The 14251-nt window shown below is 67.6% G+C and carries 10 protein-coding genes and 1 pseudogene; 2 read left to right on the forward strand and 9 right to left on the reverse strand.

Going from position 1 to position 14251, the window contains the following annotated elements; all coding sequences use genetic code 11:
* Positions 1 to 31: 31 nt before the first annotated feature.
* The 3 genes from D7006_RS05225 to D7006_RS05235 form a co-directional block, all read right to left on the reverse strand.
* A complete protein-coding gene (locus D7006_RS05225; protein WP_237355812.1) occupies positions 32 to 418 on the reverse strand; it encodes an acetone carboxylase subunit gamma in 387 nt (128 codons plus the stop codon).
* 17 nt (positions 419 to 435) lie between these two features.
* Positions 436 to 2367 carry a hydantoinase/oxoprolinase family protein gene (locus D7006_RS05230; protein ID WP_237355813.1) on the reverse strand — a complete coding sequence of 644 codons (1932 nt, stop codon included), beginning with the start codon at positions 2365 to 2367 and terminating at the stop codon, positions 436 to 438.
* Between the two features lie 425 nt (positions 2368 to 2792).
* Positions 2793 to 4832, reverse strand: a complete 2040-nt coding sequence (locus D7006_RS05235) for a sigma-54-dependent Fis family transcriptional regulator (protein ID WP_237355814.1) — start codon at positions 4830 to 4832, stop codon at positions 2793 to 2795.
* Positions 4833 to 5298: 466 nt separating this feature from the next.
* Here D7006_RS05235 and D7006_RS05240 point away from each other — a divergent pair, with 466 nt between their 5' ends.
* Complete coding sequence (locus D7006_RS05240; RefSeq protein ID WP_237355815.1) at positions 5299 to 6510, forward strand: GTP-binding protein; 1212 nt, start codon at positions 5299 to 5301, stop codon at positions 6508 to 6510.
* Positions 6511 to 6542: 32 nt separating this feature from the next.
* Here D7006_RS05240 and D7006_RS05245 read toward each other — a convergent pair.
* Positions 6543 to 7714 (reverse strand): annotated as a pseudogene (locus D7006_RS05245) (acetyl-CoA acetyltransferase).
* A 292-nt stretch (positions 7715 to 8006) separates the two neighbouring features.
* On the opposite strand from D7006_RS05245, the gene D7006_RS05250 reads away from it, so the two are divergent.
* Positions 8007 to 9041, forward strand: coding sequence for a zinc-dependent alcohol dehydrogenase family protein (locus D7006_RS05250; protein WP_237355816.1), 1035 nt, complete (start codon positions 8007 to 8009; stop codon positions 9039 to 9041).
* 120 nt (positions 9042 to 9161) lie between these two features.
* Here the strand turns inward: D7006_RS05250 and D7006_RS05255 are convergent, their stop codons facing one another.
* From D7006_RS05255 to D7006_RS05275, 5 genes are read right to left on the reverse strand one after another with little or no spacing between them, the layout of a single operon-like run.
* Positions 9162 to 9590 carry a CopG family transcriptional regulator gene (locus tag D7006_RS05255; RefSeq protein WP_237355817.1) on the reverse strand — a complete coding sequence of 143 codons (429 nt, stop codon included), beginning with the start codon at positions 9588 to 9590 and terminating at the stop codon, positions 9162 to 9164.
* Positions 9591 to 9595: 5 nt separating this feature from the next.
* The gene (locus D7006_RS05260; protein WP_237355818.1) at positions 9596 to 11575 is read right to left on the reverse strand and encodes a conjugal transfer protein TraG; all 1980 of its coding nucleotides are present in this window, start codon (positions 11573 to 11575) and stop codon (positions 9596 to 9598) included.
* A 24-nt stretch (positions 11576 to 11599) separates the two neighbouring features.
* Positions 11600 to 13339: a VirD2 family relaxase/mobilization nuclease gene (locus D7006_RS05265; protein WP_237355819.1), complete on the reverse strand. Its 1740-nt coding sequence runs from the start codon at positions 13337 to 13339 to the stop codon at positions 11600 to 11602.
* Positions 13329 to 13586 carry a hypothetical protein gene (locus tag D7006_RS05270; RefSeq protein ID WP_237355820.1) on the reverse strand — a complete coding sequence of 86 codons (258 nt, stop codon included), beginning with the start codon at positions 13584 to 13586 and terminating at the stop codon, positions 13329 to 13331. Before D7006_RS05270 ends, D7006_RS05265 begins: the two co-directional genes overlap by 11 nt.
* Positions 13583 to 14239 carry a lytic transglycosylase domain-containing protein gene (locus tag D7006_RS05275; protein ID WP_237355821.1) on the reverse strand — a complete coding sequence of 219 codons (657 nt, stop codon included), beginning with the start codon at positions 14237 to 14239 and terminating at the stop codon, positions 13583 to 13585. Before D7006_RS05275 ends, D7006_RS05270 begins: the two co-directional genes overlap by 4 nt.
* Between the last annotated feature and the right edge of the window lie 12 nt (positions 14240 to 14251).

Here is a 14251-nt window from a genome sequence, read left to right on the forward strand (position 1 = left end):
CGCGCGGGGATGGGGCGGCACCATCGAAGCTTCAGTGGCCGTGGCCGTCGTCACGCACCACGGCCGGGCCGGCATAGGGTGCCGCTGCCTCGCCGCGGGCGGCCCATTGGGCCTTGAGCGCATCGAGATCGACTTCCATGTCGTGGAGCGGCGGGTGGCCGGGCACGGCATATTCGGTCTCGACCTGGGTGCCGCAGCTGGGGCAGCAATATTCGAGGATGCGCACCCACTCCGGATCGGGACTGAAGGTGAAGCGATACTTGTCCGGATCGAGGATCGGCGGATGGATCTCGCGCGGATCGCGATCGTGGACCAGAAGGCCTTCCTTGTAGTTGCCTCGCGCCGGCGCAATCTCGTGATCGCACACGCGGCATTCCCACCTCTCCGACGTCAGGTTGATGCGGAGATATTCGGTCATGGCGACTTTCATGTTTTTCAATCCTCCCGGCTCAGCAGGATGTCGCCTGCATCGCTGATGACGAACTGCCAGTTTTCAGGGACCCGGCAGGTGAAATAGTCTTCCTCAAGGATGGCGGGGCCGGACGCGAAGTCGCCATCCGCAAGGTCGGCGAGACGGTAGACCGGCACGTCAATGCGCCCGCGATCACGGATCAGCACGTTGCGCTTGCCATGGGCTGCGGCCGACGAGCGGGGCGCGAAGCGAGCCGACTGCTCCGCGCCTGCGCGCAGGCTGCGGACCGCCTTCAGTTCCACTTCCACCGAGCGGGCCCCGGCGAAGGCGGCCGGCACCTCCAGCTGGTCGCCGAGCACGTGGACCAGCGTGCGCCCGTCCCCGAAGTCGGCGACGAGGCGTGTATCGAGGGTGTAGGTGCCGTCGGAGCAGCCTTCCGCGAACATGTCGCGGGACGCCTTCACCTTCAGCGCCGCGATGGTGCCGGAAAGCTCGGCGGCATCGCTCAGCGTCACCGCATAGCGCTGGGAGACATCGCAGGAGCCGATGCCGTAGGCCGAGAACACTGCCGCCATCTGCGGGATCGCCACCCGGCGAATGCCCGCCTTCTCGGCGATGCCGCAGGCGTTGAGGGGGCCTGCGCCGCCGAAGGCGAGCATCACCGTCTCGTCGGAGATCTTGGTGAAGCGGTGAAGCTCCGCCGCGATCTTCTCCTCATAGGCAAATTCCATGCGCAGCAGCGCATCATCGAGCCCGAGCCCCAGCCGGCTGGCGACGCTGGCGGTCACCGCCGCCGCCGCGCGGTCCGCGTCGAGCCCCATGCCGCCGCCGAAATAGGAGGTGGGATCGAGCAGGCCGATGAGCAGGCTGGCGTCGGTGATGGTGGCCTCGCGCCCGCCGCGCCCGAAGCAGGCCGGCCCCGGAACCGCGCCGACGCTCTCCGGCCCGATGACGATGCGCCCGTCCACCACCTTGAAGATGGAGGAGCCGCCCGCCCCCGCGCTCAGGATCTCGCACAGGGGGAAGGAGACGGAGATGCCTTCCACATGACCGCGCCGCACCTCGGCCACCGTGCCGTCGATGTACTGGCCGATATCCGTGGTGGTGCCGCCCACGTCGATGGAAACGGTGTCGGCGAAGCCGTAGCGGCGCGAGAACGACTTCACGCCCTCCATGCCGCCGCGCGGACCGGACGAATAGGTCTTGATGGCGATGGTCTTGGCCACGCGCGAGGCGTCGCCGTCATTGCGGAAGATGAGCAGCGGATTCTTGGTGCGATAGGCCCGCAGCCGGTTCTCCGCATTGTAGAGGAACGCCTCCATGGAAGGGTGGAGGAAGGAGTTGATGAGCGCGGTCCAGGTGCGCCGCTCGCCATCCGGGTCGGTGGTGAGATCGGAGCCGTAGAGGATCGGCACGGCGCCGAGCAGGTGGCGCGGATACTTGCGCAGGGCGACAAGGCGGAAGTCGTTCTCCAGCGCCTGGAAATCGGCGCCCCCGAAGCTCACCACCAGGCGGTTGGCGCCGGCGGCGGTGAGGGTGTTGATGGCCTTCGCCACCGCCACGTCCGCCTCGTCGGCGCTGATGGCCGCGGCATCGAGGAAGGCGATCCGGTCGCCCACAAGGGCCTCGAACACATCCTGGTCGTGCGCCGCGAGGCGGCTCGGCAGGTCGTGCGCGGATGCATCGAGGATGAGGCCGAGCCGGGGCCCCTTGCGCTCGCAGATCGCGTTGGTGCCCTGGGTGGTAGAATAGCGGATGAGGTCCACCTCCTCCAGCAGGCGCTTCACATCCGGCGCGCCGTAGAGCACGCCGGAAGCCTTGGTCAGGCCCTCGAAGAAGCACTTGCTGAGATCATAAGGCGTGGTGAGGACCTTGGTCTTTCTCACCGCATCATCTGACAGAATACAGATGTCCGTCAGCGTGCCGCCGTTGTCGATGTTGATTTGCAGGGACATACGCTCTTTCTCCTCCCACGTCTTCTCCGGCTGCGGCTTCATGCGTCGGCAGGCCCGGGCGCGCCGCAGCGGCACTCGCGGCCAGGTCGACACACGGTCCGCAAGGCTCCCGCAACGGATCGCAAGGGGCGTGCCAAGAGGAGAAAGGCAGGTGGCGTCTCGACTATTGTTTATTTGCGCTGAATTTTGACGCCGGCGCTTTTTCTGGGGGTTGAGGCATCGACGTCTTTACGAATGCCTGTTCGAAAATCGGTCTTTATTGTGCGACGCGATGAACGCAGGGCGTGCGCCGCACCATGTCCGCGCAGACAAAAAAACACCGCCGATCGAGACCGGCGGTGTGGAGGAAGCTTTCGGGAGGGATGCGAAAGCCGATGCTTTCAAGCAATCGGCGTGCCGGACAGGTGCAAGTTGTGGACCGGGGCCTAGATCTGGACCCGCCGCGTCTCGCCCACCGCGCCCTCGAGGCCGAAGCGGCGGAGCTTGGCGTAGACCGTGCTCTTGGCGATCCCCAGATCGCGGGCCACCGCGGTCATGTTGCCCCTGTGCGCCTGCATGGCCCGCAACAGGGCGAGCCGTTCGGCATTCTCCATGCCGGTGAGGCCGCGCAAGAGCTCGGCCTCGCCAGCTTCGCCGGCCTGCGCGAGCTGGGACGCCACGCCACCCGCCGGCGCCGCCCAGATCTCGTCCGGGATATCGGCTTCGGTCAGTTCCTCCCCCTCGGCGATGAGGAGCATGCCCTCGATGACGTTGCGCAGCTCGCGCACGTTGCCCGGCCAGGCATAGGCCTGCAGCACCTCGATGGCCCGGGGCGAGAGCCGGCGGGGTGCCAGGCCCTGCCGGCGTGCGAGGTCCTGCACCAGATGCTCGGCCAGGAGCGGGATGTCCGTGGCGCGCTCCCGCAGGGCGGGAATGGAGATGCTGGTGACCGCGACTCGATAGAACAGGTCCATGCGGAACCGCCCCGCCTCCACCTCGCGCCGCAGGTCACGGTTGGTGGCGGCCACGAGGCGCAGGTTCACCTTGCGCGGACGCGTTTCGCCGATGCGGTAGACCTCTCCCGATTCCAGCACCCGCAGGAAATGGGGCTGCAGGTCCTTCGGCATCTCGCCGATCTCGTCGAGGAACAGGGTGCCGCCGTCCGCAGCCTCGATCTTGCCGGTCATGCCGCCGCGGCGCGCGCCGGTGAAGGCGCCTTCCGCATAGCCGAACAGCTCGCTCGTCAGCAGCTCGCGGGAGAAGCCGCCGCAATTGAGCGCCACGAACGCGCCGTCGCGCCCGGCGCTGCCTGCATGGAGGCACTGGGCGAACACGTCCTTGCCCACGCCGGTCTCGCCCAGCAGCAGCACCGGCGCCCGGCTCTTCGCCAGCTGGCGCGCCCGGCCGATGGCGTGCCGCAGGCTGGGCGCTTCGCCGACGATCCGCGCGAAGGCATCGCCCCCCGCCCCCGGCTTCGGGGCGGCGTCCGGGCCCGCGGTTCGGGACGGCGCAGCACGGCGCCCGGGAAGGCGCAGCACGATGCCGAGCCGCTCGCCATCGGTGACCACCGGCTCAAGCCATTCGCGCCGCATCCACGGCGGCAGTTCATCGGGCAGGGCGGCCTGCTTGCGCCAGTTCAGGCGAAGCTGCGAGAGGTCGGCGCCCGTCGCCTCGCCGCGCTGGCGCTGCAGGTCGAGCAGCGCGTCGGCGGCGGCACCGTTGGCCTTCACCGCCCGGCCACGGCGGTCGAACACGACCACACCGTCGCTGCTCGCCCCCGAAAGGCGGTCCATGCAATGGTCGAGGAGGCGCAGGCGGAGGTCCATCTCCTGCTGGGCGAGGCGATTCTCGATGCGCCCGGCCGTCGCCACCACGAGGGCGAGGCTGTGGCGATTGAAGGTGTCCGAAAGCCCGGAGACATCGACAACACCGAGAATGGTGCCGTCATAAGGGTCGCGGATGACGTTGGCGGAGCACGACCAGCGCTTGATGCCCGAGCAATAATGCTCGGCCGAATGGATCTGCACCGGCTGGCCAACCTCGATGGCCGTGCCGATGGCATTGGTGCCGCACGCCTGCTCGCTCCAGCTGGCGCCCGACAGCAGGTGAATGTTGGCCGCCGCGTCCCGCAGCCGCATGTCCCCCTCCAGGTTGAGGATGACGCCGGCGCCATCGGTGAGAACCATCACGGTGCCGGTCTCGGCGAGGAACTCCCGCGCCGAGGCCATCACCGGCTGGCTCGCCTCCAGCAGCTCACGGCAGTCGTCGCGCAGGGAATGCAGCGAGTCCTCGCGCATGGGCGGCGGGGCCTGGTCGCGTTGCGGGTCCACGCTGTTGTTGAGGCAGCGACGCCAGGAATCATCGACGAGCCGGCGCAGCGCGTCGGAGCCGAATTCGTCACCGCCGAGGAATTGCTCCCACGACGTCATTACCTTGTCGTCGTTCTCGGGCACCGAGAACTTTTGTCCGGCTCGTCCGAAAGGCATATTTGTCCTCCCCCGGCGGGCTCCATGAGCCGGCCGGTGTGCCGCCACCCGGGCAGATCTGCTGTCTGCGTTTTCGTGGGCGGACTTTTCTCTTCGGTCTTGTGGTCTTGAGTCTTGTGGTCTTCGGTCTGTGATAGCCGCGGTGCGAACCCGCTCCGGCCTACTCCATTTGAAGCAACAACGGCCTGCGCCTCGCCGCTGCAAGGTCATCATGCCTGGGAGTGAGCTTAGCATCGATCATGCCATGCCGCACGCCCTTCAGGTATCGAGACTTCCCGCGTTTCCGCCCCGGCGCAACCTTGCGGAAGGCGCACTACGCCGTTCGATTTTCGAATGCGACGGCGACTGAAAATCGAACGCCTTCGACCCGCTTGGGACACCACGGGCAGGCTTTGCCCCGGTGGCACGGGCGTTGCTGCGCTCCCGCGACATCCCAGCGCTGCCGGCGCCCGCTGCGAGACCGCCCATGACCGAACACGATCCCATCGACCCGCGCATCCCCGTCACCGTGCTCACCGGCTTCCTCGGCGCCGGCAAGACCACGCTGCTCAATCGCCTCGTCACCCATCCGGAGATGGCCGGTACCGCGCTGCTCATCAACGAATTCGGCGCCGTGGGTATCGACCACCAGTTGGTGGAGCAGAGCGGCGAGACCATGGTGCTGCTCGGGTCCGGATGCGTGTGCTGCACCGTGCGCGGCGATCTCGTGGCGGCTCTCGAAACGCTCCATGACAAGCTCGCGCGGCGGCAGATCCCGCAGGTGCGCCGCGTGGTGATCGAGACCACCGGCCTTGCCGATCCCATACCGGTGGTCTGGACCCTGATGGAGCAGCGTTACGTCGCCGCCCGCTTCCGCTGTGACGGCGTCGTCACGCTGGTGGACACCGGCCTTGGCGCCGAGCAACTGGACCGGAACGAGGAGGCGCGCCGCCAGGTGGGCATGGCCGACCGCATCCTCCTCACCAAGGCGGACCTTGCCGATCGTAGCGCCCGCGAGCAGCTCGATGCCCGGCTCGACGTGCTCAATCCGTCGGCTCCGCGCCTTGCCGTGACCCATGGCGAGATCGAGCCCCGGCGCATCCTGGGCGCCGGACTTTATGCGCCGGGCAGCCTGCCGGCGGAGGTGGAGCGCTTTGTGGCCGAGACGGAAGCCGCCGCCCGCGCCGGCGAGGCCCCGCCCTCCGCCCATGGGGCGCAGGCGCTGCCGGTGAGCTTCACCTGCTTCTTCAACCATCAGGTGCCCTGGCGCGGCTTCGCGGTGGCCATGGGAGAGATTCTCGCCAAATACGGATCGCACCTGCTGCGGATAAAGGGGCTGATGAACGTGGCCGGCCTCGGCGCACCGGTGGTGGTGCAGTGCGTGGAACAGGTCGCCTATCCCCCGGTGCGCCTGCCGCGCTGGCCGAAGGAGGGCACGCGCTTCGACATGCGGGGACGGCTCGTGTTCATCGTCCGTAACCTGCCGGAGGCAGCCATCGACGACATCCGCCGCCGCCTCGCCGACCTGCCCGGTGACGCTGTCGCCCTGCGGGCGGCCGCAACCGCTCCCCTGCTGCCGACGCGCTGCTGGCTCAGCGCCCGCATGCCGGTGCAGGGCCGCAGCCGCTTCGAGACCGACGCCTGGCACATCAATTCCGTGAGGCTGGGCAAGGGCCGGCCCGCCGTTGCCTCCTCGTGAAGCCGCGCGGCGACACCGCTCGCGGCCTCGCCTCACTTCACCGGCTCAAGCACGCTCACATAGTTCGCCACCGCTGAGCCACCCATGTTCCGCCAAGGCTGGCACCGGGAACCTGCATGTCGCCGGCGGTACCGGTGAGCAGCATGGCGGACAGGACGTGCATGGACACGCCGGTGGCGCCGATGGGGTGGCCCTTCGCCTTGAGGCCGCCGGAGACGTTCACCGGGAGGCGGCCGCCACGGGCCACCGTTCCATCCTCCAGCACCCGCGCGCCCTGCCCTTCCGGAGTGAGCCCCATGGCCTCGTAGGCCAAAAGCTCCGCGATGGTGAAGCAGTCGTGGACCTCGGCAAATGAGAGATCGCCGACCACTATGCCGGCCTCCGCGAAGGCCGCGGCGAAGGCGCGTCGCGGTCCCTCGAAGCGCACTGGATCGCGGCGCGACATGGGCAAAAGGTCGTTCACCTGCGCCCGGGCACGAATGCGCACGGCGCGCTGTGCCTCGCCGATGAGATCGTCGGATGCGAGCACCACGGCCGCCGCGCCGTCCGAAACCAGCGAGCAGTCGGTCTTGCGCAGCGGCCCGGCAATGACCGGGTTCTTCTCCGAGACGGTATTGCAGAATTCGAAATCGAGCGCCTTGCGCATCTGCGCGAAGGGGTTGGACACACCGTTGGCGTGGTTTTTCACCGCGATCTTCGCCAGCGCCTGCGCATGGTCGCCATAACGCTCGAAATAGGCGCCGGCGATCTCCCCGAAGATGGACGGGAAGGTCTTGCCGCAGTTCGCCTCCTCCTTGACGTAGGAGGCCGAGCCGAGGATGCGCGTCACCTCCTCGCCGGAGACCGCGGTCATCTTCTCCGCACCCACCACGAGGGCGAGGCGCGCACGGCCGGACTGGATGGCGTCACAGGCGGCGAAGATGGCCCCGGCCCCGGAGGCACAGGCGTTCTCGACCCGCGTCGCCGGCTTCCAGCGCAGACCCGGCTCGCCATTCATGGGCAGGGACGAGCAGAAGATCTCCGGCACGAAACCGCCGTTGAGATTGCCGAGCCAGACGCCGTCCATGCGCTCGGCCGGGAAGCCGGAATGAACCAGCGCTTCGTGGCAGACCGCTGCGATGAGCGCCTCCATGTCCATGTGAGCCAGCCGGCCGAAGGGCGAATGGCCCCAGCCGACGATGGATACTGCGTTGCCAAGCTTCATGATGCGTCCTGCCGCTGTCGCGTCGTCGTTGCGCCGGCGCTCCTGCACCGTGCGTGCCACCGCGTGGCCCTCGCTGGGAGAAGCGTGGCCGCCCCCAAGGGAGCACTCCAAGCGACCGAAATCCGTCCGCGGGAGTAGCAATTGCGGACAGCATGGCAGCCCCACCGGACGGGAGAAGCATGCGAATGCGCGGCCTTCAGCCGTGGCATCTGTTTTGCCGAGGAGGCGGCGCGGAAAGCGGCCGTTGTCCCGCGTGCCGCCAATTCAACGACACTGGAAAGGGAGATCCCTCATGAAGGGTCTGGTCTATCGTGGCCCCGGCAAGAAGGCGCTGGAGGAAGTGCCGCATCCGCGGATCGAGCAGCCTACCGACGCCGTGGTGAAGATCCTGCGGACGACCATATGCGGCAGCGACCTGCACATCCTGAAGGGCGACGTGCCCACCGTGAAGCCCGGCACCGTGCTCGGCCACGAGGGCGTCGGCGTCATCGAGGAGGTTGGCCAGGCGGTCTCGGCCTTCAGGAAAGGGGACCATGTCCTCATCTCCTGTATCTCATCCTGCGGGCGCTGTGAGTACTGCAAACGCGGCATGTATTCCCACTGCTCCGTCGCCGGCTGGATGCTCGGCCACACCATCCACGGAACGCAGGCCGAATATGTCCGCATCCCCTTTGCGGACACCTCCCTGCATCGCATCCCAGACGGCATGGACGAGGAAGCCCTCGTCATGCTCAGCGATATCCTGCCCACCGGCTTCGAGTGCGGCGTGCTGAACGGCAAGGTGCAGCCCGGCAGCACGGTAGCCATCGTGGGGGCAGGGCCCGTGGGCCTCGCGGCGCTCCTCACCGCGCAATTCTACTCCCCCGCCGAGATCATCATGATCGATCTCGACGACAACCGCCTGGAAGTCGCCCGGACCTTCGGCGCCACGCAGACGGTCAACAGCGGCCGCGAGAATGCGGTCGAGCGGGTCATGGCCCTGACCGGCGGCATCGGCGTGGACACTGCAATCGAGGCGGTCGGCATTCCCGCCACCTTCGTGCTGTGCCAGGACATCGTGGCTCCCGGCGGCACTATCGCCAATGTGGGGGTCCACGGCACCAAGGCCGACCTCCACCTCGAACGCTTGTGGGCTCACAACATCACCCTGACCACCCGGCTGGTGGATACGGTGACGACGCCGATGCTGCTGAAGACGGTGCAGTCGAAGAAGCTCGATCCGCAAAAGCTGATCACCCATCGCTTCGCCCTCGCCGACATCCTCGAAGCCTACGAGACATTCGAGAAGGCCTCGCAGACGAAGGCCCTCAAGGTCATCATCGGATAGCGCGAAGAGGAGCCATCTGGGACGCCGGTGCGGTAGGCGCCCCAGATGTTTCGACAAGGCGGTAAATGTCTTCTAACAGGAACGCTCCCAAGGGCCGCTCCTGGCGCGAGAGCTCCTTTCTCAGGCTTTGGCAGCACCGCCCTCCTCGGCGATCTCCTGCGCTAACCTCGGGCCCTTCGCGAGCCGCCGGCCTAGCGCCGCGACAAACGCCTCATACCGCTCCGCCGCCTTGGCTCGCGCGGCTTGGGCCACCGGCTCGGCCAATGCCGGTGTCGTAGCCAACCAGAACCGCACGAATACCGCCAGCGTCTCGATGGAGATGCCGAGGTCCCGCTCCAGCCGGGCCATCCGTCGGTCCAGCTGATCGAGCCGCTTGGCGATGGTAGCTTCCCGTTGCTCGGCGGCGTCTGGAGACAGGAAGGACGCGATGGCAGCTTCCGCGATCAAGGACTGAGGCTGATCCCTCCGCGCGGCATAATCGGCTAGAAGCCCCATCGTCGTCGGATCCAGATAGACCGAGATCTGCGCCTTCTTCTTGCGCGAGGCCATCACCGTCACAGCTCCATGCCGGCGTTGAGATCGAGCGAAACCTGACGCGCGACGCCTTGCATGACTCTGTTCATGCGACTGGTCCGGGCCACGTCGTCCTCAGTCTCATCGACCAGATCGATCTCGAACTCATTCGGCACTTGCTGCAGAGCCTCCAGCGTCTCTACCCGTGCGAGTTCGGGTTGGCGCCGTTGCTCCGAACCCGTGGTGTCCTCGTCGTCGCTGCCCTCGACCAGCAGGCTCAACTGCGACGGCACGGGCAGCTGGAGGACTGTCCAATTGTCGGGCTGGCGATCGCCAGGGGCCAAAAGCTCCGGCGGATGCAGAACTCGCTCCCTGAACCGCTCATCGTCGTAGTACCGCGCCTTTTTCGCCCGGATCGGCGGCGTGCCGGCCACCATGACGATCTCGTCGCCGGGCGGAAGCTGCATCACCTCGCCGGGCGTCAGGAGCGGGCGCGCCGTCTCCGAGCGCGAGACCATGAGATGACCGAGCCAGGGCGATAGCCGGTGGCCAGCGTAGTTCTTCATGGCCTTCATCTCGGTGGCGGTGCCGAGGGCGTCGGAGACACGCTTGGCGGTGCGCTCGTCATTGGTGGCGAAGCTCACCCGCACATGGCAGTTGTCGAGGATGGAGTTGTTCGGCCCGTAGGCCTTCTCGATCTGGTTCAGGGACTGGGCGATCAGGAAGCTCTTGAGCCCATAGCCTGCCATGAAGGCGAGCGCTGACTCGAAGAAGTCGAGCCGGCCCAGCGCCGGAAATTCGTCGAGCATGAGGAGGAGCCGGTGGCGATCGGCTTTCGCCTGCAGGTCCTCGGTGAGCCGTCGACCCACCTGGTTGAGGATGAGCCGGATGAGCGGCTTGGTGCGGTTGATGTCGGACGGCGGGACGACGAGGTAGAGGGACGTCGGTCGGGGACCTGACACGAGGTCGGTGATGCGCCAGTCGCAGCGCCTGGTCACATCGGCCACCACGGGATCGCGGTAGAGCCCGAGGAAGGACATGGCGGTGGAGAGCACACCGGACCGCTCGTTCTCCGATTTGTTGAGGAGCTCCCGGGCGGCACTGGCGATCACCGGATGGGGACCGGCCTCTCCAAGATGAGCCGTCGTCATCATGGCGGCGAGGGTCGTCTCGATGGCCCGCCGGGGATCAGAGAGGAAGGCCGCGACACCGGCCAGGGTCTTGTCCCGCTCGGCATAGAGCACATGGAGGATGGCGCCCACGAGGAGGGCGTGGCTGGTCTTCTCCCAGTGGTTGCGCTTTTCCAGCGAGCCCTCGGGATCCACCAGGATGTCGGCGATGTTCTGGACGTCGCGGACCTCCCATTCTCCGCGGCGGACCTCCAGGAGGGGATTGTAGGCTGACGAGCGCACGTTGGTGGGGTCGAACAGGAGCACACGCCCGTGCCGGGCCCGGAAGCCGGCGGTGAGCTGCCAGTTCTCGCCCTTGATGTCATGGACGATGGCAGAGCCCGGCCAAGTCAGTAGCGAGGGCACGACGAGGCCGACGCCCTTGCCGGACCGAGTCGGCGCGAAGCACAAGACATGTTCGGGTCCGTCATGGCGCAGATAGTCCCCTCCGTGGCGCCCCAGCACCACGCCGTCGGGGCCGAGCAGCCCGGCCGCGCGGATTTCTTCCGGCTCGGCCCAGCGGGCTGACCCATATGTCTCGATACGCCTTACCTCCCGCGCCCGCCAGACCGAGAGGCCGATGGCGGCGGCGATGGACAGGAACCCGCCCGAGGCGGCAATGAGCGCACCCTCGGTGAAGATGGCCGGCGCATAGGCGTCGTAGAAATACCACCACCAGAAGAAGGCCGGCGGGGGATAGACCGGCCAGGGCCCCAGCAGGAACCAGGGCGCGCCGAGTTGGTCCTGAAATCCCAGTCGCCACGCCACGAACTGCGTGGCGCCCCAGGTTGTGGCGAGCACGATGGCGAAGACCAGGAGGATCTGGCCCCAGAGGATCTTGGTCGCGGACATGCGGCGCTCCAGCGAGGGATGAGGTCAGAGGCCGAGGCCGCGCTTGCGGCCGAAGGACCAATCGATGCCGCCGTCGGTTCGGGCGACGCCGGAGATGTGCTTGCCGAGGTGCCTGTCCAGGGAAGGTGTCCAGGGCAGCAGCTGGAAGCCGAGGCCGTCATCGAGCATCGCGAAGCGGCCAGAGGCCAGGGCGAAGCGCTGGCGATAGGTGCCGGTGACGTACTCTCCAGTTCCGGCACGGCTGAACGGCTGCCCGGTCTCGGCTGAGAGCTTCTCGCCCAGTGCCTCCACCTCCCGCCGACGCAAGGTCTCGATCAGATCCTGGGCGAAGGTGACCCGCTGGCCGTGACGCTCCGCGAGCCCCTCCCGGACCAGATGGTCGGCGCGGCGCTCCAAGGCTTCACGCACCTCGGCGCCGAAGCCGCCTTCGGAGAGAGATGCCGGCGCTCGGGAAAGCGCCTGACGATCAAGCCATGTGGCGCCCGATGCCGTGACCTGACGCTCGATGGCGAGATCGGAGCGGACCGCGAGGGCAACACGGGGCTGGCCCCGCCCATCCTCGAACCGCCTGAGCTCAACGATGGAGCCGGGAGCGCCATCGCCTGCCGAATCGAGGTCGGGCAGCCGGATGTGGTGGGTGCGCCCGTCGACGCCGTCCACCACGGCATAGGCTGAGCCCTTCAGCTCGTCATCAAGGCCGCGATCAATGAGGCGGCCAACGATGGGCGCGTCCAGGCTCTCGCCCGCGAGCACATAGCTCGCTGTTCCGCGCTCGATCCCCTGTGCCGTGAGGGCGCGGTGCATCCGCTTGATGATGTCGCCGCGTTCGCCAAGGGCGCGTAGCGCCGCCTCGGCCGTCTCGTCGATCACCCACTGGCCGGGGCCGATCTCATCGGCGAACCCGAGGGCCTCGAGTTTGCGCAGCCGGCCGACCTTCAGAGGGAGGAAGGCGTCCGGCCCGCCATTCGCATCGCGTGCCACGTCGATTATGCCGGGTTCGCGCTGATCGCGAACCAGCTGGCGGTCGAGCTGGGTCCAGCCCTCCGCCTCCACCTGCCGCTCGACGGCGCGGTGGATGTCGAGGTCGGTACGCGGCCCCAGTTCCTGGGTCAGGAGATCCTGCGCGCGGGCACGCATGCCCTCCTTGATGTAGTCGCGGGAGATGACCAGGTCCTGGCCATCGTCGGTCCGGCCTCGCACCAGAATGTGCAGGTGGGGATTGTCGGTGTTCCAGTGGTCAACACCGACCCAGTCGAGCTTCGTGCCGAGGTCCTTCTCCATCTGGCCCATGAGGTCGCGGGCGAAGGACCGGAGGTCCGCCATGTCTGCAGCATCCTCGGGCGAGACGATGAACCGGAAATGATGCCGATCGTCGGCGCATCGCTCCGCGAAGGCGCGGCCGTCCCCCTCCTCGGCACCAGGCCCGAACAGGCGCGCCTTCTCTCCGTCCCGGGTGACACCCTCTCGCCGCAGATAACTCAGGTGCGCGGTCAGCGGGGTGGCCCGCGCCGTGTGCCGCACGACGCGGGTCTTGATGACGACGATCCGCGAACGCCCAGTGAGCAGGCGGTTGGCGACGACGCTTGCCGTCCGGCCCCGGCCGAAGTGCGAGCGCGCGCCGGATGAGATCCGGCCGGATCGGGAGATTTGCCCACCGGCCTTCTGGGCCGCCGCGAGGGCCTGGGCGATGAAGGGGCGGGCTCGCTGCGCTCGGGTCGAGCGGATGCGGCCGGGCCGGACACGGAACTCGCGCTCATCGGCCATGGCGCGACCCCGCAAGGTGCGAGAAGTTCTGCGGTGGCAGCGACTTGAGAGTTCGACACACATTGCCGATCAACGCCGCAATGTGTGTTTGGTCGCGAATTTCCCAATAGAAACAACCGCCCAACCGCAGCGCACCCTGCGCCCTTTTATCTCGCCATCGGTCGGTCGTTCCCCAGTCCTTCCGTCCCGCCGTTCGCTCGAACAGCAGAAAGCCCGATAGGGTGCGAATGCGTCCGTTCGTGGTCATCGCACGCCTCCTGTGCCACCACGATCAACGAACAGACCAGCAGTCTGCGGAACCATGTCCGAGACATCGCGAACGTCGGGTGTCGGCGGTGCGTGGTCCGTTGGCGCCGGATCCGCCGCCGACGTGCGCGCCGGCTGCACGGCAAAGATCGGCGCGTGAGCCCACGACGGTGTCTCGCCCGCTGGCAGAGCGGGCGATTTCAGCGCGGCGGGCTTGGACTCCCCGCGCGCGATGTCCGGCGCCAGCTTGTTGACATAAGCGAGCGTCTCTGGCGGGAGGGGGCGCCCCTTCCGCGAGGCCTCGTAGCGGCCCGGCCCCGCATTGTAGGCGGCGAGGAAGCCGGGATTGCCGTAGCGGTCGAACAGCTCCCGCAAATAGGCGGCGCCGGCCACGATGTTGTCGTGCGGGTCGTAGGGATCCTCGCCAAGACCATAGTGGACGCGCAGTTCGGCCCAGGTCTGCGGCGTGATCTGCATCAGTCCCACGGCGCCTTTGGACGAGGTCGAACGCGCATCGCCATCGCTTTCGGCGCGCATGACGGCCCGGATCCAGGCTGCGGGAATGTCGAAACGCTCCGCCGCTTCCGTGATGAAGTCGGCGTAGCGATCGCTCGGCGAAGGTGGGGTCTGTGGCCCTCGTGTTTCCGCCGCCATGGCTGTTGTTGG

Origin of the sequence: Xanthobacter sp. YC-JY1 (assembly GCF_021730305.1) — a bacterium.
GTDB classification, from domain to species: domain Bacteria; phylum Pseudomonadota; class Alphaproteobacteria; order Rhizobiales; family Xanthobacteraceae; genus Xanthobacter; species Xanthobacter flavus.

Bases quoted from the DNA above. Each gene is read 5' to 3' on its own strand.
- D7006_RS05225 (WP_237355812.1), bottom strand. From the start codon at position 418: ATGACCGAATATCTCCGCATCAACCTGACGTCGGAGAGGTGGGAATGC.
- D7006_RS05230 (WP_237355813.1), bottom strand. From the start codon at position 2,367: ATGTCCCTGCAAATCAACATCGACAACGGCGGCACGCTGACGGACATC.
- D7006_RS05235 (WP_237355814.1), bottom strand. From the start codon at position 4,832: ATGCCTTTCGGACGAGCCGGACAAAAGTTCTCGGTGCCCGAGAACGAC.
- D7006_RS05240 (WP_237355815.1), top strand. From the start codon at position 5,299: ATGACCGAACACGATCCCATCGACCCGCGCATCCCCGTCACCGTGCTC.
- D7006_RS05250 (WP_237355816.1), top strand. From the start codon at position 8,007: ATGAAGGGTCTGGTCTATCGTGGCCCCGGCAAGAAGGCGCTGGAGGAA.
- D7006_RS05255 (WP_237355817.1), bottom strand. From the start codon at position 9,590: ATGGCCTCGCGCAAGAAGAAGGCGCAGATCTCGGTCTATCTGGATCCG.
- D7006_RS05260 (WP_237355818.1), bottom strand. From the start codon at position 11,575: ATGTCCGCGACCAAGATCCTCTGGGGCCAGATCCTCCTGGTCTTCGCC.
- D7006_RS05265 (WP_237355819.1), bottom strand. From the start codon at position 13,339: ATGGCCGATGAGCGCGAGTTCCGTGTCCGGCCCGGCCGCATCCGCTCG.
- D7006_RS05270 (WP_237355820.1), bottom strand. From the start codon at position 13,586: ATGACCACGAACGGACGCATTCGCACCCTATCGGGCTTTCTGCTGTTC.
- D7006_RS05275 (WP_237355821.1), bottom strand. From the start codon at position 14,239: ATGGCGGCGGAAACACGAGGGCCACAGACCCCACCTTCGCCGAGCGAT.